The 19,304-nt window shown below is 63.8% G+C and carries 19 protein-coding genes; 5 read left to right on the top strand and 14 right to left on the bottom strand.

Annotation, left to right across the window (positions count from 1 at the left end):
* The 6 genes from ACZI8R_RS17400 to ACZI8R_RS17375 form a co-directional block, all read right to left on the bottom strand.
* Nucleotides 1-663 carry a TetR/AcrR family transcriptional regulator gene (locus ACZI8R_RS17400; RefSeq protein WP_463380912.1) on the bottom strand — a complete coding sequence of 221 codons (663 nt, stop codon included), beginning with the start codon at nt 661-663 and terminating at the stop codon, nt 1-3.
* 70 nt (nt 664-733) lie between these two features.
* Nucleotides 734-1,879 (bottom strand): acyl-CoA dehydrogenase family protein, encoded by a 1,146-nt coding sequence (locus ACZI8R_RS17395; protein ID WP_463380911.1) that lies wholly within the window; start codon nt 1,877-1,879, stop codon nt 734-736.
* Nucleotides 1,880-1,892: 13 nt separating this feature from the next.
* On the bottom strand, nt 1,893-3,083 hold the full coding sequence (locus tag ACZI8R_RS17390; RefSeq protein ID WP_463380910.1) for an acyl-CoA dehydrogenase family protein: 1,191 nt from the start codon (nt 3,081-3,083) through the stop codon (nt 1,893-1,895).
* Nucleotides 3,080-4,771: a class I adenylate-forming enzyme family protein gene (locus ACZI8R_RS17385; RefSeq protein WP_463380909.1), complete on the bottom strand. Its 1,692-nt coding sequence runs from the start codon at nt 4,769-4,771 to the stop codon at nt 3,080-3,082. The genes ACZI8R_RS17390 and ACZI8R_RS17385 overlap by 4 nt, the downstream gene beginning before the upstream one ends.
* A 25-nt stretch (nt 4,772-4,796) precedes the next feature.
* Nucleotides 4,797-5,531: an SDR family NAD(P)-dependent oxidoreductase gene (locus tag ACZI8R_RS17380; protein WP_463380908.1), complete on the bottom strand. Its 735-nt coding sequence runs from the start codon at nt 5,529-5,531 to the stop codon at nt 4,797-4,799.
* 12 nt (nt 5,532-5,543) lie between these two features.
* Nucleotides 5,544-6,338, bottom strand: a complete 795-nt coding sequence (locus tag ACZI8R_RS17375; RefSeq protein ID WP_463380907.1) for an enoyl-CoA hydratase-related protein — start codon at nt 6,336-6,338, stop codon at nt 5,544-5,546.
* Nucleotides 6,339-6,473: 135 nt separating this feature from the next.
* Between ACZI8R_RS17375 and ACZI8R_RS17370 the strand changes: the two genes are divergently transcribed.
* Entirely contained in the window at nt 6,474-7,322 is an 849-nt protein-coding gene (locus ACZI8R_RS17370) for a 3-hydroxyacyl-CoA dehydrogenase family protein (protein WP_463380906.1), read from the top strand.
* A 52-nt stretch (nt 7,323-7,374) separates the two neighbouring features.
* On the opposite strand, the gene ACZI8R_RS17365 is transcribed toward ACZI8R_RS17370, so the two are convergent.
* Together ACZI8R_RS17365 and ACZI8R_RS17360 are read right to left on the bottom strand one after the other, a co-directional pair.
* The gene (locus ACZI8R_RS17365) at nt 7,375-8,526 is read right to left on the bottom strand and encodes an acyl-CoA dehydrogenase family protein (protein WP_463380905.1); all 1,152 of its coding nucleotides are present in this window, start codon (nt 8,524-8,526) and stop codon (nt 7,375-7,377) included.
* Between the two features lie 69 nt (nt 8,527-8,595).
* Nucleotides 8,596-9,003: a hypothetical protein gene (locus ACZI8R_RS17360; protein WP_463380904.1), complete on the bottom strand. Its 408-nt coding sequence runs from the start codon at nt 9,001-9,003 to the stop codon at nt 8,596-8,598.
* A 460-nt stretch (nt 9,004-9,463) separates the two neighbouring features.
* On the opposite strand from ACZI8R_RS17360, the gene ACZI8R_RS17355 reads away from it, so the two are divergent.
* The 3 genes from ACZI8R_RS17355 to ACZI8R_RS17345 all read left to right on the top strand — a co-directional run bounded on the left by ACZI8R_RS17355 (nt 9,464) and on the right by ACZI8R_RS17345 (nt 11,656).
* On the top strand, nt 9,464-10,171 hold the full coding sequence (locus tag ACZI8R_RS17355) for a TetR/AcrR family transcriptional regulator (RefSeq protein ID WP_463380903.1): 708 nt from the start codon (nt 9,464-9,466) through the stop codon (nt 10,169-10,171).
* 108 nt (nt 10,172-10,279) lie between these two features.
* On the top strand, nt 10,280-10,894 hold the full coding sequence (locus ACZI8R_RS17350) for a maleylpyruvate isomerase family mycothiol-dependent enzyme (RefSeq protein WP_463380902.1): 615 nt from the start codon (nt 10,280-10,282) through the stop codon (nt 10,892-10,894).
* Nucleotides 10,895-10,912: 18 nt separating this feature from the next.
* Complete coding sequence (locus ACZI8R_RS17345) at nt 10,913-11,656, top strand: dienelactone hydrolase family protein (protein ID WP_463380901.1); 744 nt, start codon at nt 10,913-10,915, stop codon at nt 11,654-11,656.
* A 14-nt stretch (nt 11,657-11,670) separates the two neighbouring features.
* Here the strand turns inward: ACZI8R_RS17345 and ACZI8R_RS17340 are convergent, their stop codons facing one another.
* The gene (locus ACZI8R_RS17340) at nt 11,671-12,267 is read right to left on the bottom strand and encodes a maleylpyruvate isomerase family mycothiol-dependent enzyme (protein WP_463380900.1); all 597 of its coding nucleotides are present in this window, start codon (nt 12,265-12,267) and stop codon (nt 11,671-11,673) included.
* Between the two features lie 72 nt (nt 12,268-12,339).
* Nucleotides 12,340-13,305 carry a sigma-70 family RNA polymerase sigma factor gene (locus tag ACZI8R_RS17335; RefSeq protein WP_463380899.1) on the bottom strand — a complete coding sequence of 322 codons (966 nt, stop codon included), beginning with the start codon at nt 13,303-13,305 and terminating at the stop codon, nt 12,340-12,342.
* Nucleotides 13,306-13,408: 103 nt separating this feature from the next.
* On the opposite strand from ACZI8R_RS17335, the gene ACZI8R_RS17330 reads away from it, so the two are divergent.
* Nucleotides 13,409-14,356, top strand: coding sequence for an esterase/lipase family protein (locus tag ACZI8R_RS17330; protein WP_463380898.1), 948 nt, complete (start codon nt 13,409-13,411; stop codon nt 14,354-14,356).
* Nucleotides 14,357-14,368: 12 nt separating this feature from the next.
* Here ACZI8R_RS17330 and ACZI8R_RS17325 read toward each other — a convergent pair whose 3' ends face one another.
* The 4 genes from ACZI8R_RS17325 to ACZI8R_RS17310 all read right to left on the bottom strand — a co-directional run bounded on the left by ACZI8R_RS17325 (nt 14,369) and on the right by ACZI8R_RS17310 (nt 19,067).
* Nucleotides 14,369-15,316, bottom strand: a complete 948-nt coding sequence (locus ACZI8R_RS17325; RefSeq protein ID WP_463380897.1) for an alpha/beta hydrolase — start codon at nt 15,314-15,316, stop codon at nt 14,369-14,371.
* 72 nt (nt 15,317-15,388) lie between these two features.
* Nucleotides 15,389-16,243 carry an alpha/beta fold hydrolase gene (locus ACZI8R_RS17320; protein WP_463380896.1) on the bottom strand — a complete coding sequence of 285 codons (855 nt, stop codon included), beginning with the start codon at nt 16,241-16,243 and terminating at the stop codon, nt 15,389-15,391.
* Nucleotides 16,244-16,340: 97 nt separating this feature from the next.
* Entirely contained in the window at nt 16,341-18,062 is a 1,722-nt protein-coding gene (locus ACZI8R_RS17315) for an FAD-dependent oxidoreductase (protein ID WP_463380895.1), read from the bottom strand.
* A 15-nt stretch (nt 18,063-18,077) separates the two neighbouring features.
* On the bottom strand, nt 18,078-19,067 hold the full coding sequence (locus ACZI8R_RS17310) for an AurF N-oxygenase family protein (RefSeq protein ID WP_463380894.1): 990 nt from the start codon (nt 19,065-19,067) through the stop codon (nt 18,078-18,080).
* Nucleotides 19,068-19,304: the final 237 nt, after the last annotated feature.

Genomic DNA, 19,304 nt, shown 5'->3' with positions numbered 1-19,304 from the left:
TCACCCGAGAAGGTCGGAGTATTTGTCGCGGTCGGACTGGGGGAGGAGCGTGTTCAAGGCGAATCGAGTCTGGGACCGGACGTATTGGTCGAGCGTGTAGCGGCTCCCCAGGTGCCAGCGCTTCAATGCCCAGCCGTGGGCCATCATCATCAGGTCGAAGACCATGAGATCCACGTCCACCTTGTTCATCACACCGGCAGCGATGCCGTCTTCCAGGACGGTGCGAAGTGGTGCAGAGGTCTCGATCTCGAGTTCCTTGATGCGGTCGCGTCCGGCCTGGTCGAGAGTGCGGCTCTCGCGGTACGTCAGCACCGTGGCGTCGAGGTTTTCGTCCACCACCTCGATGTAGCGCCGGATACCGGCCGCAAGCCGTATCACCGGGTCGGTGCCGGCCGCCTCCATTGCCGGTTCGAGCTGATCGCGGAAGGCGTCGAGGATGTCGATGATGGTGGCGAGGAGTATTTCTTCCTTGCCGCCGAAATACTTGTAGATGAGCCCCACGCTGATGTTGGCCTCGTCGGCAAGTGCCTGCATCGACATCTGATGGAAGCCGGTGTGCTGCATGACCTTGACGGCCGCATCGAGGACTTGCCGACGGCGTGACGACGTCCGAACGGCACGGACAGCCTCGTCGACGGCCAGTTCGACCCGATCAGCCGGCATTGTGCACTCCTCCGTTGACGCCCAGTGAGCGGCTATTCATTGTGTCTCACCTTATCCAGCCCGGTTTCGCTCAGATACCGAGATCCTTCGCGACGATCGTCTTCATGATCTCGGTGGTTCCGCCGTAGATGGTCTGGATACGCGCGTCGACGAAGGCGCGCGACACCGGATACTCCCGCATGTAGCCGTATCCGCCGTGCAATTGCAGGCAACGGTCCGCCACCTTCGCCTGTAGTTCGGTTGTCCACCACTTGAGCCGTGCCGCCCGGGCGGCTGTCAGCTCACCCCGGACGTGCTCGGCGATGCAGTCGTCCAGATACGTGCGTGCGATGTCGAGTTCAGTGGACAGTTCGGCAAGGACGAACTGGGTGTTCTGGAAGCTCGAGACCGGTTTTCCGAAAGCCTTCCGTTCCTTGACGTACTCCAGGGTCGTCGCGAGCACGCCCTCGGCTGCGGACACCGCGCCGATCGCGAGAGACAGCCGTTCCTGCGGAAGGTTGTGAACCAGCTGGTAGAAGCCCCTTCCTTCGTCGCCCAGGCGGTTGCGTACGGGCACGCGCATGTCGGTGAACGTGAGTTCGCTGGTGTCCTGTGCGTGTAGCCCGATCTTGTCGAGATTGCGTCCCTTCTCGAAGCCGGGCGTATCGGCTTCGACGACCAGCAGCGTCAACCCCTTGTGGGGGTCGGCCGACGTCCGCGTGGCGACGACGAACAGGTCGCCGTTCTGTCCGTTCGAGATGAAGGTCTTGCTGCCGTTGACGACGTAGTCGTCACCGTCGCGAACCGCTGTGGTGCGGATTCCGGTGAGATCGCTGCCCGTTCCGGGCTCGGTCATGGCGATGCCGAGGACAGTCTCGCCTGCCACCACGCCGGGCAACCAACGCTGCTTCTGCTCGTCGTCGGTCATGTCCGTCAGATAGGGCAGCACTACATCGTTCTGCAACGAGAAGGCGATGGCAGCAGAGGCTGCACCGACCCGACCCACCCCGTCGATGAGGATTGCGTTGTAGCGGAAGTCGTCGACGCCAGGGCCGCCGTAGGCCTCGGGCACGGGAAACCCGAGCAGTCCTTGCTTTCCGGCGTCGGTGAACAGTGAACGGTCCAGCGCACCGGCGCGGTCCCACTGCTCGTCGAACGGCACGACCTTCTCCCGTACGAATCCGCGAACAGCATCGCGGAATTGGCGGTGCTCGCTCTCGTGGACGAGTGAACTCATGATGGTGCTCCTGTCAGCGGAAAGCGTCTTCGCCGGTGAACTTCTGGCCGAGGATCAGCTGGTGCATTTCGGGTGTGCCCTCGTAGGTGAGTACGGATTCGAGATTCACCATGTGCCTGATCACCGGGTATTCGAGAGAGATGCCGTTGCCGCCCAGGATCGTTCGTGCAGTACGGCAGATGTCGATTGCCTCGCGGGTGTTGTTGAGCTTGCCGAAGCTCACCTGATCGGGCCGCAGCCCGACACTGTCCTTGAGGCGCCCGAGGTGCAACGACAGGAGCTGGCCCTTGTGTAGTTCCAGCGCCATGTCGGAGAGCTTCGCCTGGGTCAGTTGGAACCCCGCGAGCGGCTTTCCGAACTGATTGCGCTGCATCGAGTAGTCCAACGCGGCCTGCCAGGCCGAGCGAGCCGCGCCCATCGAACCCCACACGATTCCGTAGCGAGCCTCCGACAGACTGCTCAGCGGACCCTTGAGGCCCTGGTTCTCGGGCAGCAGTGCGGTGGCGGGCAACCGCACGTCGTCGAGCACGAGTTCGCTGGTGATCGACGCGCGCAGCGACATCTTGTGCTTGATCAGGGGAGCGCTGAATCCTGGTGTGTCCGTGGGAACGATGAAGCCTCGAACGCCCTCGTCCGTCCTGGCCCAGACGACGGCCACATCGGCGATGGAACCGTTGGTGATCCACATCTTCCGGCCGTTGAGAATCCAGTCGTCGCCGTCGCGGCGGGCGAACGTCTTCATCGACGAGGGGTCCGAGCCCGCGTCCGGTTCGGTGAGGCCGAAGCAACCGATCAGCTCTCCGGCCGCCATCCGCGGTAGCCACTCGTTCTTCTGGTCCTCCGAGCCACAGTTCCAGATCGAGAACATCGCGAGTGAGCCCTGAACCGAGACGAGCGAACGTATCCCGGAGTCGCACGCCTCGAGTTCGAGACAGGCGAGGCCGTAATGGACGGCCGAGGAGCCGCCACATCCGTATCCCTCGAGATGCATTCCGAGAACACCCAGTTTGCCGAACTCGCGGGCGAGCTCACGGGCGCCGGGCAGGTCGCCGGCTTCGAACCATTCGGCGATATGTGGCGTGATGTTGTCCGCACAGAATTTGCGGACGGTGTCCCGGACGGCGATCTCGTCGTCGGAGTACATCGAATCGATGTCCAACGGGTCGACGGGGTCGAACTTCGCGGGCTTGGCGTGGGTGCTCATGAGTCGATCCTCTGTGATCCGGCCGTGGCAGGCACCACCGAAGGGTAGTCGAAGGAGCCGGCAGCGACTTCCTCGACAGCGGTTGCCGAGGCTTTGTAATGGAGCTTCTTACCTGTGGCGGAAACCGGGAGCGATTCCACGATGCGATAGGCGCGTGGACGCTTGAAAGCAGACAGCATCGGATGAGTGCGGCAGTGCCGATCGAGATCGTCGGCGTTCACAGTCGGGTCCGCGAGAACTACGTACGCGACCACCGCCTGCCCCCACTTGTCGTCGGGTACACCGACCACGAGACTGTCCGTGACGGCGGGATGCGCGTTGAGGGCTTCCTCCACCTGGACAGGATGCACGTTCTCGCCACCGGACAACAGCATGTCGTCCTTACGTCCGACGATGGTGACGAACTCGTTCTCGTCCCAGGTTGCGAGGTCGCCGATGTGCAGCCAGCCGTTCCGGAACTTTTCCTTTTCCTGCGCGGGAGAGTCGAAGTAGGCGTTCGCGCCCTTCGGGGAACGGACGATCACCTCGCCGACCTCGTTGCCGTCGCGTGCGACCGTTTCGTGTGGTTCGGCCAGGCGATCGTCGAACACTCGGACCACCAGAACGTCGTCGTCGATGCAGGCCCGGCCCGCCGTGCCGGCCATCTCGGGTAGGTCGCTCGGACGGAGGAAGGTGTTCCAGAAGCCCTCGGTGCTTCCGTAGCCGTTGAAGATTCGCGGTGTGAGAACCTGCTGGTAGCGAAGCGCGGCCTCGCGTTCGAGGGGTGCTCCCATCGTGACGATGCCCCGAAGGCTCGACAGGTCGCGAGGCCGATTCTCTTGCGCCGTGGCCAGCATCGCGAGGTTGGTGGGGGCACCGATCAGGAACGTGATCCCGTGTTCCTGCACCCAGTCGAGAGTGAGCTCCGGGTCGAAGGTGCGCATCGGTATCAGCGAAGAGCCGAGGTAGAACGTGGGGTTCGGCCCCGCGCAGTACAAGCCGCCGCGATGGAACCACGGAGTCATGTTCAGCGTCTTGTCCTCCGGGGACAGCGGGAAGTGCATGATCACGTCGTGGGCGCTGAAGATCTCGATGGTGCTGTTCAGCGGCACTCCCTTGGGCATACCCGTGGTTCCGGAGGTGTACAGCCGGGTGGTTTCGTCGAAGGCGGTCCGGCTGAGGTCGGGCAGCGCGACGGTGTCGGCGACGAGATCGTCGAACCGCAACGATCGAGCGCCCTCACACGCGACCGGTTCGCCCGGTCCGACGGCCACGATCACGTCCGGGGTGTGGGACGAGCGCGACAACGCGTCGCGCACCATGTCACCGATCTCGGTGTCGTACACGAAGACGCTCGGCCGACTCGAGTCGAGAATGGTCGTGGTCTCACCGGAGGCGAGACGGAAGTTCATCGGCGATCCCACTGCGCCCGCGGCCTGCGTCGCGAGATACAGCTGGGCGAATTCCGGCCCGTTGAACAGCTGATACGCGACGACGTCCCCAGCCGAGACTCCTGCGGCCACCAGTCCGGTGGCGAGGCGATCGACTCGGTCACCGAGTTCGGCGTAGGTCCACGATTCCCCGGTTGCGGGGGAGTGCAGAGCCGGCCTTGCTCCGTAGCGATGCACGTTGCGCCGAAAGCCGTTGAGGTATGTGAAATCGTTCTCGAAATACCTGCGATACGCGGCAGCGTCATAGGTGTAGGTCACGATCGTCCTCCGTCGAGTCGGCCGGTCAGCCGGCCATGGTGAGTCCGCCGCTGACGCTGATCACCTGTCCGGTGATGAACGACGAGGCATCGGACGCGAAGAAGAGGACCGGTGCTGCGACCTCTTCGGGCTGGGCGAGACGACGGAATGGAATCGCCTTCACGAGTGCTTCTTTCAGCTTCTCCGGCTGCGCCTGGAACAGCGGTGTGTCGGTAGGGCCGGGGCACACGCAGTTCACGTTGATCTGGTGGCGAGCCATCTCGCGAGCGAGTGACTTCGACAGGGCGATCACCCCGCCTTTGGCGCCGGCGTAGATGCTCTCGCCCGCGCTGCCGATGCGGCCGGCGTCGCTGGCGAGATTGACGATCCGTCCCCCGCCACCTGCCTCGACCATGCCGGGAAGGAAGGCGCTGCACATGTGCACCGGCCCGAGATAGTTGATGGCGACGACCTTCTCGGCGAATTCGGTTGTCGCGTTCAGGAACTGGTCCGTTCGGTCCCAGCCGGCGGCATTGACGAGAACGGTCGGAACGCCGACTTCTGCTGTCACCCGATCGCGCAAGGCATCGACCTGGGTGCGGTCGGCGATGTCGACCTGCATGGGGAAGATGGCCTCGGAATTGTCGGCAGCGGTCTTCGTTGCTGCGTCGAGGTCGAGATCGGCAGCCACGACTTTGTCTCCGCGTTCGGCGAGTGCGAGTGCGACCGCGCGCCCGATTCCGGAACCTGCTCCGGTGACGACGGCGATGGTGTTGGTCATCGTGATACCCCTTCAGGCCTTGACGTACTTGTTGAAGTCGGGAGTGCGCTTCTCGGCGAATGCAGCAGCACCTTCGAGCCCCTCCGGCGAATGCGTGAACAGGTCCAGTGCGGACATCGCCAGGTTGCTCAGTCCGGCCTGGTGATCGGTGTCGGCGTTGAACGACTGCTTGAGGAAGCGGATTGCGGTGGGGCTCTTGGCCGCGATCTCGGCGGCGACTGCCTTTGCCTCGTCGAGCAGAGAGTCGGCGGGTACCACCCAGTTGACGAGTCCCCAGCGCTCGGCGGTGGCCGCGTCGTACTGACGGCACAGGAACCAGATCTCGCGGGCGCGCTTTTCCCCGACCACGCGGGCGAGGTATGCGGAGCCGAACCCGGCGTCGAAGGAGCCGACGCGCGGCCCCGCCTGGCCGAACTTCGCAGTCTCGGACGCGATGGTCAGGTCGCACAGCACGTGCAGGACGTGTCCCCCGCCGACGGCGATGCCGTTGACGGCAGCGATGACGGGCTTGGGGACGTCACGGATCAGCTTGTGGAGGTTTCCGATCTCGAACATGCCGGACTCGGTGGGGCCGTAGTCGCCCGTCTCTGCGCGCTGCTTCACGTCACCGCCGGTGCAGAACGCCTTTTCGCCGGCTCCGGTGAGGATGATCGCCTGAACGTCGTTGTCCGCCCATGCGGTGCGGAAGGCCTTGATGAGCTCCTCGACGGTGCGTCCACGGAAGGCGTTGTACCGCTTCGGGCGATCGATCGTGATGATCGCGGTCGGTCCCTCGACCTCGTATCGGATGTCCTCGTAGTCGGTCATGACCTCTCCTCTTCTCCATTCGGACCTGCGCCGATCCAATGAGTGAATTGATGTTCAATACGAATGAACCTACATTCACTCTTGATACTGTGTCAAGGGTCACGTGAGCACGAGTCGAGGAGAAGAGAGACGAAGATGAGGAACTTTCCCAAGCGAGTGGTGGTCGTCGGCGGTGGCCGCATGGGCATAGGTATCGCGCACACTTTCGCCGCATCGGGCAGCGAAGTGGTGGTGTGCGAGCCCGGCGATCACGCAGCTGCGACAGGTCGGCTGATCCAATCGCTCACACGTGCGCAGGAGCGAGGGAAGCTCTCCGAGTCGGTCGCCGAAGTTGCCGAACGGGTCCGGGTGATCCCGGCCGTTGCGGACCTCGAGGGCGATGCGGATCTGGTCGTCGAGGCGGTGCCCGAGGACATGAGGCTCAAGTCCGGCGTGCTCCGCGAGGTGGAGGCAGCGGTGTCGGACGACGCCGTCATCGCCACCAACACCAGCTCGCTGTCGGTGTCGGAGCTCGCGGGCGGGCTGGCGGCTCCGCAGCGTTTCCTCGGTATGCACTTCTTCAACCCGGTGCCGGCGTCCGCGTTGGTCGAGATCATCCGTCCCGAAGGCGTGGGCGACGAACTGATCGAGGACATGACCGCGTGGGTCGCACACCTGGGCAAGGAGCCCGTCGTGGTCAACGACTCGCCGGGTTTCGCAACGTCCAGGCTCGGGGTGATGCTGGGGCTCGAGGCCATTCGGATGCTCGAAGAGTGCGTGGCGGATGCCGAATCGATCGACAAGGCGATGGAACTCGGCTACCGGCACCCGATGGGCCCGTTGCGCTCGACCGACCTCGTCGGTCTGGACATCCGGTTGGCGGTCGCCGAGTACTTGCACGGCAGGCTGGGAGAGCGGTTTGCGCCCCCGCAGCTGTTGCGGGACAAAGTCGCTCGCGGCGAACTCGGCCGAAAGTCGGGGAAGGGTTTCTACGACTGGTCCTGAGTGGACGAGAACGGGCCCCGGCATGTCGATGCCGGGGCCCGTCCTTTTCTGGTCAGAGAAACGCGCTGATTCCTGTCTCGGCGCGGCCGATGAGCAGTTTCTGGATCTGGCTGGTGCCTTCGTAGAGGGTCATCACTCGGGCGTCGCGCATGAACTTGGCCACCGGGTATTCGTCGACGTACCCGTATCCGCCGAAGATCTGGATGGCGTTGTTTGCCGCCCGCACTGCCGCCTCGCTACAGAAGTACTTGGCCTTGGAAGCCTCGACGCCGAACAGCTCGCCGCGCTCGATGAGATCGGCTGCGCGCCAGGACAGCAGTCGGCCGGCGTCGGCGTCCACCGACATGTCCGCGATCATTTCCTGGACGAGTTGGAAGCTGGCGATGGGTCGGTCGAACTGCTTGCGTTCCTTCACGTATTCGACTGAGGCGTCGAGGCAGCCTTGGATGATGCCCACGCACCCTGCGGCCACGGAGACGCGACCCTTGTCCAGCGAGTGCATTGCGATCGAGAATCCTTGCCCCTCTGCCCCGAGCATGGCGCTTGCGGGCACGCGGAGATCCGTGAAACTCAACTCGGCGGTGGCCTGACCTCGGAGGCCGAGCTTGCCGTGTATCTCCCGTGACTCGAAACCCGGCGTGTCCGTGGGGACCAGGAATGCGGATACACCCTTGGGGCCGGGGCCGCCCGTGCGAGCGAAGACCAAGCACAGGTCGGCCCAGGTGCCGTTGGTGATGAAGATCTTGGATCCGTTGATCACATAGTGGTCGCCGTCGCGAACCGCCCGTGTCTTGAGATGGCCTGGGTCGGAGCCGTTGTCGGGCTCGGTGAGTCCGAAGCAGCCGAGCGCATCGCCGGCGGCGATCCGCGGTAGCCACTCGTGCTTCTGCTCCTCGGTGCCGTGCGAAAGGATCACCTTGCCGACCAAGCCCATCGAGACCGAGACGATGCCCCGCACGGCGGAGTCGGCTCGGCCGAGTTCCTCCATGCCGATGCAGTACGTGATGTAGTCGCCCCCGAGCCCCCCGTACTCCTCCGGGATGGTCATCCCGAAGAACCCGATCTCGCCGAGCTTCTTCACGATGCCGGTGTCGACAGACTCGTCGCGATCCCATTGAGCGCGATAGGGCACGACCTCCTTGTCCAGGAAGTCGCGAGCCAACTTCTTGAAGCTCTTCTGTTCGTCGGTCTGTTTCAGGTCCATGGAGTGTCCTAGGCGCGTAGTGAATAGTCATTCATTGTAGGTGAATATATGTTCAATTCGTCGTGAGGGTCAAGACCGCTGCGGGTGAGGTCGCACTGCCATTGGGCCATTGAGTAGATCGCTGTCGATCGTGATCGGTTGATCCGTCGCCGCGGGCCAGGTCTCGAGTTCGTCAGCGGCCGAGACGTCTTCGATGCAGTCGTTGCTCCCGCCGATGAAAGTGGATGGAAAGTCGAAATGCGATGTCACGCACCACTCCCGGCCCTCCGGCCACCACATGTGGTGTTCCAAGCCGTGGAAGGTGTCCACTGCCCGCGTTATCGGTCCGCGTAGCAGGTAGTACCGGAAGCCGGCGATCGTCAGCCTGGGTGTCTCGGTGGGAATGCCTTGAAATGCGGTGTTGCCCTCCCAGAAGGCGAACCAGCAGTCATTAGGTGTGGTCGTGTGAGCGCGAAGGAGTTGCGCGAGTGTCGCCACCTGGTCGCGCCACGGCAAGACGGGCCTCTGAGGGGTCGAGCGCGGCCTTCCCGGTAACCGCGAAAGCATCACCTCGAGTTCCATGGACGCGTGCGCGACGCACCCTGACTCGCGTGCAATATCCGACCAGCGCAGTAGATCCGCTGCGTTGTCGGAGACGGAAGAAACTGGTTGGAGTACACGCGTGTAGGCGTCGAAGCCGACCGGGACGAGGGTTCCGACCGTGGTTGGTCGTGAAGGTCTGATTTCGTCGCTGACCCAGTGGATGGATGACAGGTCGTGCTGCAAATCCGAATCGTGCCACTCTGGTTCCATTCGGCCAGTCTCGCAAGGTGAAGTGTGCCCATGCACTTTTCCGGTGATTGTTGCCGTGTTCGTGGTGCAAGCACCTCTGGTTAACCCCCTTAACTTTGTGTAGAGTCGCGAAGGTTGACATAGATAACCCCAGCTGGGAGGCGGAATGGCGAGGCAACGCACACAGGCCGATGGTCGGCCTGGCGTGCGTGTGGACGACATCGTGCGAGTGGGGCGTGAGTTGGGGATGGCGCGGCTGAGCCTTGCCGGCGTCGCCGCCGAGTTGGGTGTCTCGACGCCTGCCCTCTATCGCCACATAGACGGACGGTGGGAGCTCGAACGGCTGGTCGGCGAAAGCCTGCTTGCAGACCTCGAGCTACAGGATGATCCGGCAGAGGACGTGCAGCGGCACCTGTTGTCGTTCGCGATGCAGCTCCGCGAATTCTCGCTGGCCAGGCCCGGGCTGTCGTCGTACATGCAGGTTCTGTTCCCCCGTGGAGCGTCCGGGCGCGCGCTACTCACCGCCGAGATGAACATGCTCGTCTCTCGTGGTTACACTCCCGCTGCCGGAATCACGTTGTCGGGAGCTGTCGCATCGCTGACGATCGGTTTCGTCGTGGCCGAGGAGCACCCCGCGGTGTCCGCAGATCCGGCCGGGTACGAACGCGAAGTCGCCGCAGTCGTCCGTGCGATCGCCGAGGATACTGTTCTGGGGCCTCCTCACCTGGAGTTGCCCGTCGTCACGCCGGCGGACTACACGAAGGCCCTGCTGACGGCCGCGATCGGCGGGCTCGTCGCGGCCGTGCCACCGCACCGTCCGATCGGCGCGGTGTTGGGCGATCTTCTTGCGCAACACCGGCCGGACGAGGTTTAGCAGGCTGCCGCTCGACGAGGGCGAACTCGCGGCACAGGGGGCCGCGAGTTCGCCCTTCACGGAGTTGTTCCGGTGGTGCGGACAGGGGCGGTCTGCAAGGGTGACCCGGTGAACGAAATCTGGTCGTCAGTCCATGTGGAGCGGGCAGCGCTGATCGATGACCTTGCCGGCTTGAAGGACGAGATGTGGGCTCACGCCTCACTCTGCGGGGACTGGACGGTACACGACGTTGTCGCGCACCTGATCGACACCGCAAAGACCACTCGCCTGGGGTTCGTCCGCGCAATGGTTCGGGCCCGCTTCGACTTCGATCGTCAGAACGCCCAGGGCGTGGAGCGTGAACGTGGCGCGGCACCTGGCGAGACTTTGGAACGACTTCGGCAGGTGGCCGACCGGACCTCGACCCCACCGGCACCACTCGGCAGCCGACTCGTCGAAGAGATCGTGCACGGCGAGGACATACGACGGCCGTTGGGCATCGTGCGTGTGTATCCGCCGGATGCGGTCGAGAGTGCCCTTCGATACCAGGCGCGAACTCCCGACTCGTTCGGCGGCGCAAAGCAACTGGCCGCTGCAGTCAGGTTGCAGGCCACCGACACGGGTGCCTCCATCGGCGAAGGCCCCGAGATCAATGGTCCGGCGTTGGCGCTCCTCCTGGCCATCTCGGGACGCAAAACTGCCGTAACAGACCTCGCGGGCCCAGGTGTGTCTGTGCTGGAATGAGTGCATCCAGGAGGTTTCATGCGCACCGAGACAGTTCATATCCCCACCGACGACGGCGTAGCCGACGCGTTCGTGGCTTTTCCAGATGACGGCGAACAGCATCCGGCGGTGCTGTTCTACACGGACATATTCGGGATCCGGCCCGTGTTGGAAGCGAGGGCATGCCAGCTGGCAGAGCGCGGATATTACGTGTTGGTACCCAACATCTTCTACCGGCATGGTCCCACTCCGCTCGTCGATCTTCCGGCGCACATCGGCGAAGATGCGCGCCCGGCCGCCGTCGAGCGGCTGATGCCCATGATCAAGTCGCACACGGCCGACCGTGCGCTACGGGACGCCGATGCGTATCTCGGCTTCCTCGCCACACGCCCTGAGGTGGCCGCGGGCCCGATCGGCACCATCGGCTATTGCCTCGGCGGAGTCTTGGCGCTGCGCACGGCAGCGCCGCACCCCGACCGAGTGGCGGCTGTGGCCGGATTCCATCCCGGCGGGTTGGTCACCGACGCACCCGACAGCCCGCACCGCCTCATTCCAGGGATCAGCGCCGAAGTGCACCTGGGTCACGCAGAAGGGGACATGACCGCGGACGCGCTGAACGAGCTCGACCGCGCTCTGGACGCTTCGGGGGTCGCCTACACGTCCGAGGTCTACCCCGGCACGATGCACGGCTTCACCATGCCCGACACCGATGCTTACTCCGAGGCAGCGCTGCAGCGTCATTGGGATCGTCTGCTGCCACTACTCGACCGCACGCTGGGCTGAGGTGCGAGGGGCCGTCATCCCGTTTCGGAAATTCCTCGTCGGCCGGTGACGATCAGCAGAATGTCCTTGGCGGGTAGATGCACGGTCCGTCCATCGCCGATGCTGTAATCGCAGTCGGTGGCCTGCAGTCGAACGCCGGACAGGTCGACCCCGAAGTAGTCGAGTTGGCGTTGTCCCGCACCACCGAGCACGGTGCAGATCCGGCTGACCGGCGGGCCTGGCAGTGCCAATGCCTCGGTGATGTCCAACCCGTGAATCACGTCGTGACTCAATGCGCCCAGCTGTCCGTCGCCGGGTGGTCGCCACGGATGCTCGATATTCTCGGCAAGGCTGCGGTGTAATTCGGCATCGGTCAGGCGGTCGGTGTCGCGGTGGGCGATGCGGTCCGAGAATACGTTGAAACGGCCTCGAGCGGCGACGATGCCACCGAGGATCCGCAAGGTCGAGTGCCGGTACGGCAACGTGATGTGGGCGACGACCTCGCGCACCTCCCAGCCGGCGCAGAGGGATGCGTGCGCCCACTGCTCCGGAGTCAGCGACTCCAGAGTCTCTGCAAGGTGTCGGCGTTGGGCGAAGGTTTCGATCGCCAGTGGGTCGGTTGCGGTGGTCATGATGCTCCTGCCGTCGGAAACGTGTCACCACTTGTACGAACGGCGGGGCCCGAACTCATCGGGCTCGGGCAATCAACTTTTCGCGAGCATCTTCGGGAGCCCGAACTCTGCAAACCGATCGGCCGTGCCCAGGAAGGTGACGATCTCCGATATCTTCCCGTTCGATGGCGTGACCTGGATCAGAGCGAACGGGCTGTGCGCGCCATCGTCGTCCGGTCGGTATTGCCCGAACCCGGGCGCCCCGTTGATGATCGTCGGCAGCAACCGTGCGCCGGCGCAGCTGTCGCTGAGCGCCATCAGGCGAGCGATCGTGACACCGCCGCGTAGCCACCAGGTGAACGGCGGCATCGACGTCGTCGCGTCGTCGTGCAACACGGACACCAGGGCGTCGACGTCGTGAGTTTCGAAGGCACGGACATAGCGGTCGAGCAAGTCACGTTGGTCGGGGTCCGTCGGATCGTGCACGTCGGCTTTCGACAGATTCACCGAGTCCATTCCGCTTCTCGCGCGCTGTAGGGCACTGTTCACCGCAGCAGGCGAGCAGTCCATGACAGTGGCTGTTTCGGCGGCGCTGAAATGCAGCACGTCCCGCAGGATCAGAGCAGATCGCTGAGATGGCGTCAGGTGTTGTAGTGCGGCGACGAATGCCAACCGGACCGTCTGGCGTTCGATGACGATCTCACTGGGATCGGTCGCCGTGAGGATGCGCGCATCGGGCATCGGCTCCACGAAGTGGTCGGCGGAAAGAGGAGTGCCCAAGGGGTCGCCGACCGTCGCGGCGGGACTCATGTCGATGGACAGTGCCCTGCGCTGGGAGGCGCGCAACATGTCCACGCACACGTTGTGGGCGATGCGGTGGGTCCACGTGGAGAGTCGAGCTCTGGTGGGCTCGAAGTTCTCGAAGTTGCGCCACGCTCGGATCAGGGTTTCTTGCACGGCGTCGTCGGTCTCGCCGGAGCCGCCGAGCATCCGATAGCAGTAGGCAGTGATCGGACCGCGAAGTAGCTCGAGTTCCGCGAATTCGGTCCGATCAGGCACAACGGAAGTCTAGGTCTCGGGGACTGCCGTCCGTCGACCACTCGGGCATACGGATTTCGCCAAAACATGCTTCTCGTACTAGAACGCGTGTCAGATTGAGCGGATGAAGATACGGGGACGGATTCTGGCAATGGCAGCGAGCGTCGCTGCTGCAACCGCTTTGTTCGGCTCGGGGGGAATTGCACACGCGGAGCTTCCGGTGTCGTTCAATTTTTTCGCCGGCATCCCGAACGAATTTGCTGATCCGGGCGGATCCCTCCCTGGATCCAACGACTTCTCCTGCAAGCCTTCGGCCGAGCATCCGAACCCGGTCATATTGGCCCACGGCACCGGTGGCTCACAGCAGACCAACTGGGGGACGTACGTTCCGTTGCTGAAGAACGAAGGCTATTGCGTCTTCGCACTGACCTTCGGTGCGCCGAAGGGCGCCCCGTGGCCGGTGACCGCGATCGGCGGTATGGGGCTCATGGAAGACAGTGCAGGTGAGTTTGCCACCTTCGTGGACGAGGTCCTGAACGCGACGGGTGCCGAGAAGATCGACGTCGTCGGGCACTCGCAGGGCACCATCATCCCCACCTACTACGCGAAATACCTTGGCGGAAAAGACAAAATCGACAATTACGTGTCGTTGTCGCCCGCCTGGAACGGATCGCAGGTCGGGGGGACAGGCACGATTCTTCCACTCGCACGTCAGCTCGGCATTGCTGCCGAGAACTTTCCCATATGTCACGCGTGCGCGGAGTTGGATCCGGCCGGCCCGTTCGTGACCAAGCTCCGCGACGGCGGCGTCTACCTCCCGGACGTTACCTACACCAACATCGCCACGCGCTACGACGAACTGATCGTCCCGTACACGTCCGGGCTCGAGGCGGGCGGACCCAACGTACACAACATCGAGGTGCAGGAAGGGTGTTCCGTCGACTACACGGAGCACGCCGGGATCGCCGGATCGCGTCGTGCGGCGTACTTCGTTCTCAACGCACTCGACCCGGGCAACCCGCGACCGGTGCCGTGCGACCGGGCGGCACCGTTCAGTGGAAGCGCATTCTGACCGGTGCGGCGGTCAGAGCGTCCGACGTAGGAAGGCTGTGACGTCACCGATGGCGGTGTGGGCGGCCGGCACGACACCGGGCAGGGACATGAAGCCGTGCACCGCATCCGGGTAGTTGATCAGGTCGGTGTGTACACCGACTGACCGCAGGGCCTCGTGGTAATTCTGGCCGTGATCGCGAATCGGGTCGTGCCCGGCCGTGAGAATCAGAGTCGGCGGCAGGCCCTCGTGTGAGACGGCGCGCAGAGGTGACGCACGCCAGTCCTCCGTGCCGTGATCCTCGGCAAGATAGGTGTTCACGAACGCGTGCATGAGGTCCGCGCTCAGTACCGGGGCGTTGGCGTTCTCAGTCTCCGAATGCCACTTCTGGTACATGTCGACTGCCGGGTAGATCAAGACCTGGCTCCGCAGTGCCGGGCCGGCGTAATCCCGAGCCTGCAGCGCGACAACAGCGGCAAGATTGCCTCCGGCGCTGTCACCCATGACGGATATGCGGCCGGTGTCGCCCCCGATTTCGTCTGCGTGGTCTCGGACCCACTGCAGCACGGCCCACGCGTCGTCGGTGGCGGCAGGGAAAGGATCTTCTGGTGCGAGTCGATAGGCGGGGGAGACGACAAGTGCGCCAACCTGTTCGGCGACCCGGGTGGAAAGCCACCGGCTCTGTTCGGGCGACCCGATGCACCAACCGCCGCCGTGGTAGTTGACGACGACAGGCAATGGTCCAACAGTCTCGCTCGGCCGGTGAATGCGGAGCCTGATCTGGTGGCCCTCGGCCTCGACTTCCATGTTCTCGATTTCGACGCCCTCGGCATCGGTGCCGGCCACGAACCTCGCCGGCCGGCTGGCCACCAACCTGGCACGACTCTTACGTAGGGCGATCATCTGATCGGCATCGGCCGGTGTTGTGGCGAAGCGACGCATCCCGGCACCGAACAGACGGGTTCGCAAGGGAAGTGGCATGGTGCTCACGGTATCTTCTCACTCTTTGTCGTGGAGGGGGCTTACGGTAGAGGCCTACCCGCTGACAGGCGCCTAGAGCGCGAGCATCGCCTTGGCGATCTCGTCGGTGGCCGAGTCGGGGATGGCGGTTGCGGCCTGCTCGAGCACGAGTAGGCGTGCGTCGGGGATCTCGCGTGCGAGTGCCTCGCCGTTGCCGACCGGAAAGAACGGATCGTGACGGCCGTGCACCACGAGTGTCGGCATCTCGAGTTCGGACAGGCGCTCTCGCCAGCGTGGCGTGCAGTCGATCTTGGAGAACACCATGCCCATCTGGTTGGCCATTTGGACCGCGGGCTCCGTGCCCGGCGTGCGGTCGAAGATGCGCTCGGCAGTGATGCGGGCGGCAACAGGGTCGTCACCGAGGATCTCAGCGCCTCCTGCGGCATAGGCCCCCACCGCATTGCGGTCCGACCAGTCGGGCATCGGGCGAGCGAACGACCGGTCCATGGTCGCAGCGTCGTGGTCGGGCAGGTCGTCGTCCACCGGGCCTGGTGCGACCGCGCGAGTTCCGACCAGCGTGAGCGCCGAGAACGACTGCGGGTGATCGAGGGCCGCAACCTGAGCGACCATCCCGCCGATCCCGATTCCTGCCAGGTGCACCGGCCCCTCGCCGAGACCCTGGGCGAGCGCGGCCGCATCGGCCGCGAGGTCACGCAGCGTGTACTCCGGCGAATCGGGGTCGACGGTGGTGGACGCACCCGAATCTCGCAGGTCGTGGCGCACCACGTGTCGCCCGCCGTGGGCGAGCCTTTCGCACAGGGCGTCCGGCCACGAGAGCATGGTCGGCCCGCCTACGAGTAGGACAAGGGGCGCATTTGCGTCGCCGAAATGTTCGGTCCCGAGCGTGACCCCGCTGGGTGTGCGGAACTGCGAGCCCGTCGAATCCATCGCCAACCTCCGGAACTGGTGCGTTACTGCGCCGTACGCTACGCACCGACCACCTGGACCGGTAGGGCGGCTGACAGATTGTCTACGAGGGGTGCCGTCAACGAGGAACTCTGCGACTGAACCGGCGTGAGGCCGGCGCTCGCGTCGGTTCACGGGCAATGGACATCAGTTCGCGGTCGTCGGTGATCTTCGTGCGTACTCGGTTGTGAGCAGCGCCGCGTCGCCGTTCCTCCTTGTCGATGGCGTGCCACCCCGCAGTATCGATGGCGGTGTTACGGCGTTCGTGTACCAACTGCTTCAGCGCAGAGGAGTCTGCGAGGGGTTCGTTCAGACGGCCGGTGTTGAAGTCGTCGACCAGATGAGCGACGGTCTCCTGCGCACAGGATTTGTTCGTGCCGATGAACCCGCTCGGACCCCGCTTGATCCAGCCGGTGACGTAGGTCCCCGGGGACACCACCCCTCCAGGCTCGTCCAAGCCGCGTCCATCCTTGTTGGGAATGACCCCGGCCGACTCGTCGAAGGGAACGCCGGCGATCGGCGTTCCGCGGTAGCCGATCGAGGTGAGCACAAGCCCGGCGTCCATTGTTTCGGTCCGCTCGGTGGAGGCGAGTCGCACCGATCCGTCATTGTTCTCGACGAATTCGTTCCGGATGAACTCGATGCCAGTGACGCTGTCGGTGCCGTGGACAGCCTTCGGCGAGAGTAGATAGCGGAACACTATCCGCCTTCTCCCCGTACCAAAGGGTCGCTCTCTCACCTGTTGCAGCTGGCGGAGCTTCTGCCTCACTGAGTGCGTCAGTTCATCGCGCTCGAGCAGAGTTTGCGTATGCGAATCGAGTTCAGCCTCGACCGAATCGATCTCCACGTCGACGTCCGATTCGAGCAAACCTGCAAACTCGGGCACCGTGAATGCGGATTGTGCAAATCCGCGACGAGCGACGATAACGACTTCTTCGATTCGACTCGTGCGCAAAGCATCCAGTGCGGTGGTCGAAATGTCGGTCTTTGCCAGCTCGTTCGGATCTGCGGTGAGTATGCGCGCGACATCGAGCGCCACGTTGCCGTTGCCTACGATGACTGCCCTACGGTGCGAAAGGTCGAAGGTGTCCTCGGCATGGTCGGGATGCCCGTTGTACCAAGCGACGAAGTTGGTCGCCGACGTGCTTCCAGAGATTTCGGCCCCCTCGATACCGAGAGAGCGGTCTCGGGATGCGCCGACGGCGTAGATGACCGCGTGGTGGCGAGCGAGCAGCTCTTCATGTGAAACATGTGTGCCTACTTCGACATCGAGGTAGTACTCGAAACCCGGTTGAGCCGCGATGGCGTCGTAGAGACGCCCGACCTGCTTGGTCTTCTGGTGGTCCGGGGCCACTCCGGCGCGAACCAGTCCGTGTGGCACCGGCAGACGGTCGAAGACGTTGACTCGCACGTTCGGCTGCGTGAGCAACTCGTCGGCCGCGTACATCGCGGCCGGGCCGGCGCCGACAATCGCCACCCGCAGTTCGCCGCGGTCCTGGCGGAGCCGAGGCGCGTCGATGACGGGCGCAAGCGACGGCCACTCCCGGCCACTCTTGTAGAAGTCCGAGTTGATCTGGAGGAACGGTTGCTGGGCCTCCGTGAGTTTGGTGTGCGGAACGATCGCGTCGACCGGACATGCGGAAACGCAGGCACCGCAGTCGACGCACGATGCGGGGTCGATGTGAAGCATTTCGGCGGTCGCGAAGTCGGGTTCGTCCGGTGATGGATGGATGCAGTTGACCGGGCATGCGTAGACGCAAGACGCGTCACTGCAACAGGATTGGGTTACGACGTGGGGCATCGGTGACCTGCGCGATCAGGCTGCGCTACGGACGGGTTCGCTGCGGTAGCGCGACGACTTTCCGTCGATCTTGCACGCCTTCCAGACAGCGCGTGACATGGGGTTGGACAACCCCGCTTCGTCAGCCAGCATTCGCACGTCACCGAAGTAGTTGCGGAGCGTGCGTCGCGATCCAGGTGAGCCCCAGAACAGGTCCTTGCGAACCGATTTCGGGATGTCGAACCGGCGCCAGAACGATCGTGGCGGTATGACGATGACATCGCAGAGGACGCGCATCGTGATGGGCATTGCAAGAGAGAGCAGGAACCGGCCCGGCCGGGACATCTTCGGCACTCGACGTTGCAAGAACTCGTGTGCGAAGGAGATGTGACGCGCCTCTTCCGCGACATGGATCATCATCACGTTCTTCATGATGGGGTGCAGATCGTCGCCACTACGCAAGAAGGACTTCTGGATGTGGTCGATAGGTTCTTCACCTGCGAGGACCCCGACGAAGAACAGTTCCGGTAGAGGCCCGGCAGCAAGCGGGACGAAAGGTGCCAGTGCTCGCATCACCCGTCCCATCCCGGGGGCGTCGGCGCCGATTCGGTTGACCATCTCCTGAAACATCAGGGTGTGGTTGCACTCCTCGATGCACTCGTGGGTGCAGTACCGGTACTCGGCCGAATTGTTCGGCAGAGAGAAGACGTACTGCATCATGCCGCGGATGAGGATGTTCTCGAACTGGAGGCCGACTTTCGCCACGTTGGCCTGTCGCCACATGCCGATTTCGATTTGCTTCTCGGTGGGGAGGCCCTGGTACCAGGGGTGTGCGCCGAGCGGATCGTTTTCGGGACTCAGGATCCACCGCGAATCGTCTGGGGTCACGGCGAACTCCGGTGAATCCCAATCGATGTCGATGTAGGGATCGAAGTGCTTGTGTACCGACGCCTCGGCGAGCCCCAGGAGTTTCGAATCGTAGGCGTCCTCGGAAGCTTGGCGGTCCTGACTGATGGACAGAGTCATCAGAGTCTCCAGTTCGTATGGTTTCGTACCCGGGCCTCTGGGGTGGTGCGTCTCGTGCGGGCCGTCCAGGTTACGGGTGCGTTCGCCAGTTAATATAACTCGAGGTTACATATACATGCAAGGGTTCGCCCCGGGCTGGTACGGCCGTGCGTTCTACCCGAACGAACGGTTTTGGTTTCAGCTTCTTCGGGTACAGAACAGGACCCCTTGGTACTCGACGGCAGGAAGGAGCTCCTG

Source organism: Rhodococcus huquni, assembly GCF_055231055.1.
Note: the sequence above shows the minus strand (reverse complement) of the source record. Positions and strands in the feature narration are given on the sequence as shown.

What these genes read in the sequence shown, in the direction of transcription:
- ACZI8R_RS17400 (WP_463380912.1), bottom strand. Translation starts at nt 663, where the DNA reads ATGCCGGCTGATCGGGTCGAACTGGCCGTCGACGAGGCTGTCCGTGCC.
- ACZI8R_RS17395 (WP_463380911.1), bottom strand. Translation starts at nt 1,879, where the DNA reads ATGAGTTCACTCGTCCACGAGAGCGAGCACCGCCAATTCCGCGATGCT.
- ACZI8R_RS17390 (WP_463380910.1), bottom strand. Translation starts at nt 3,083, where the DNA reads ATGAGCACCCACGCCAAGCCCGCGAAGTTCGACCCCGTCGACCCGTTG.
- ACZI8R_RS17380 (WP_463380908.1), bottom strand. Translation starts at nt 5,531, where the DNA reads ATGACCAACACCATCGCCGTCGTCACCGGAGCAGGTTCCGGAATCGGG.
- ACZI8R_RS17375 (WP_463380907.1), bottom strand. Translation starts at nt 6,338, where the DNA reads ATGACCGACTACGAGGACATCCGATACGAGGTCGAGGGACCGACCGCG.
- ACZI8R_RS17370 (WP_463380906.1), top strand. Translation starts at nt 6,474, where the DNA reads ATGAGGAACTTTCCCAAGCGAGTGGTGGTCGTCGGCGGTGGCCGCATG.
- ACZI8R_RS17365 (WP_463380905.1), bottom strand. Translation starts at nt 8,526, where the DNA reads ATGGACCTGAAACAGACCGACGAACAGAAGAGCTTCAAGAAGTTGGCT.
- ACZI8R_RS17355 (WP_463380903.1), top strand. Translation starts at nt 9,464, where the DNA reads ATGGCGAGGCAACGCACACAGGCCGATGGTCGGCCTGGCGTGCGTGTG.
- ACZI8R_RS17345 (WP_463380901.1), top strand. Translation starts at nt 10,913, where the DNA reads ATGCGCACCGAGACAGTTCATATCCCCACCGACGACGGCGTAGCCGAC.
- ACZI8R_RS17340 (WP_463380900.1), bottom strand. Translation starts at nt 12,267, where the DNA reads ATGACCACCGCAACCGACCCACTGGCGATCGAAACCTTCGCCCAACGC.
- ACZI8R_RS17330 (WP_463380898.1), top strand. Translation starts at nt 13,409, where the DNA reads ATGAAGATACGGGGACGGATTCTGGCAATGGCAGCGAGCGTCGCTGCT.
- ACZI8R_RS17325 (WP_463380897.1), bottom strand. Translation starts at nt 15,316, where the DNA reads ATGCCACTTCCCTTGCGAACCCGTCTGTTCGGTGCCGGGATGCGTCGC.
- ACZI8R_RS17320 (WP_463380896.1), bottom strand. Translation starts at nt 16,243, where the DNA reads ATGGATTCGACGGGCTCGCAGTTCCGCACACCCAGCGGGGTCACGCTC.
- ACZI8R_RS17315 (WP_463380895.1), bottom strand. Translation starts at nt 18,062, where the DNA reads ATGCCCCACGTCGTAACCCAATCCTGTTGCAGTGACGCGTCTTGCGTC.
- ACZI8R_RS17310 (WP_463380894.1), bottom strand. Translation starts at nt 19,067, where the DNA reads ATGACTCTGTCCATCAGTCAGGACCGCCAAGCTTCCGAGGACGCCTAC.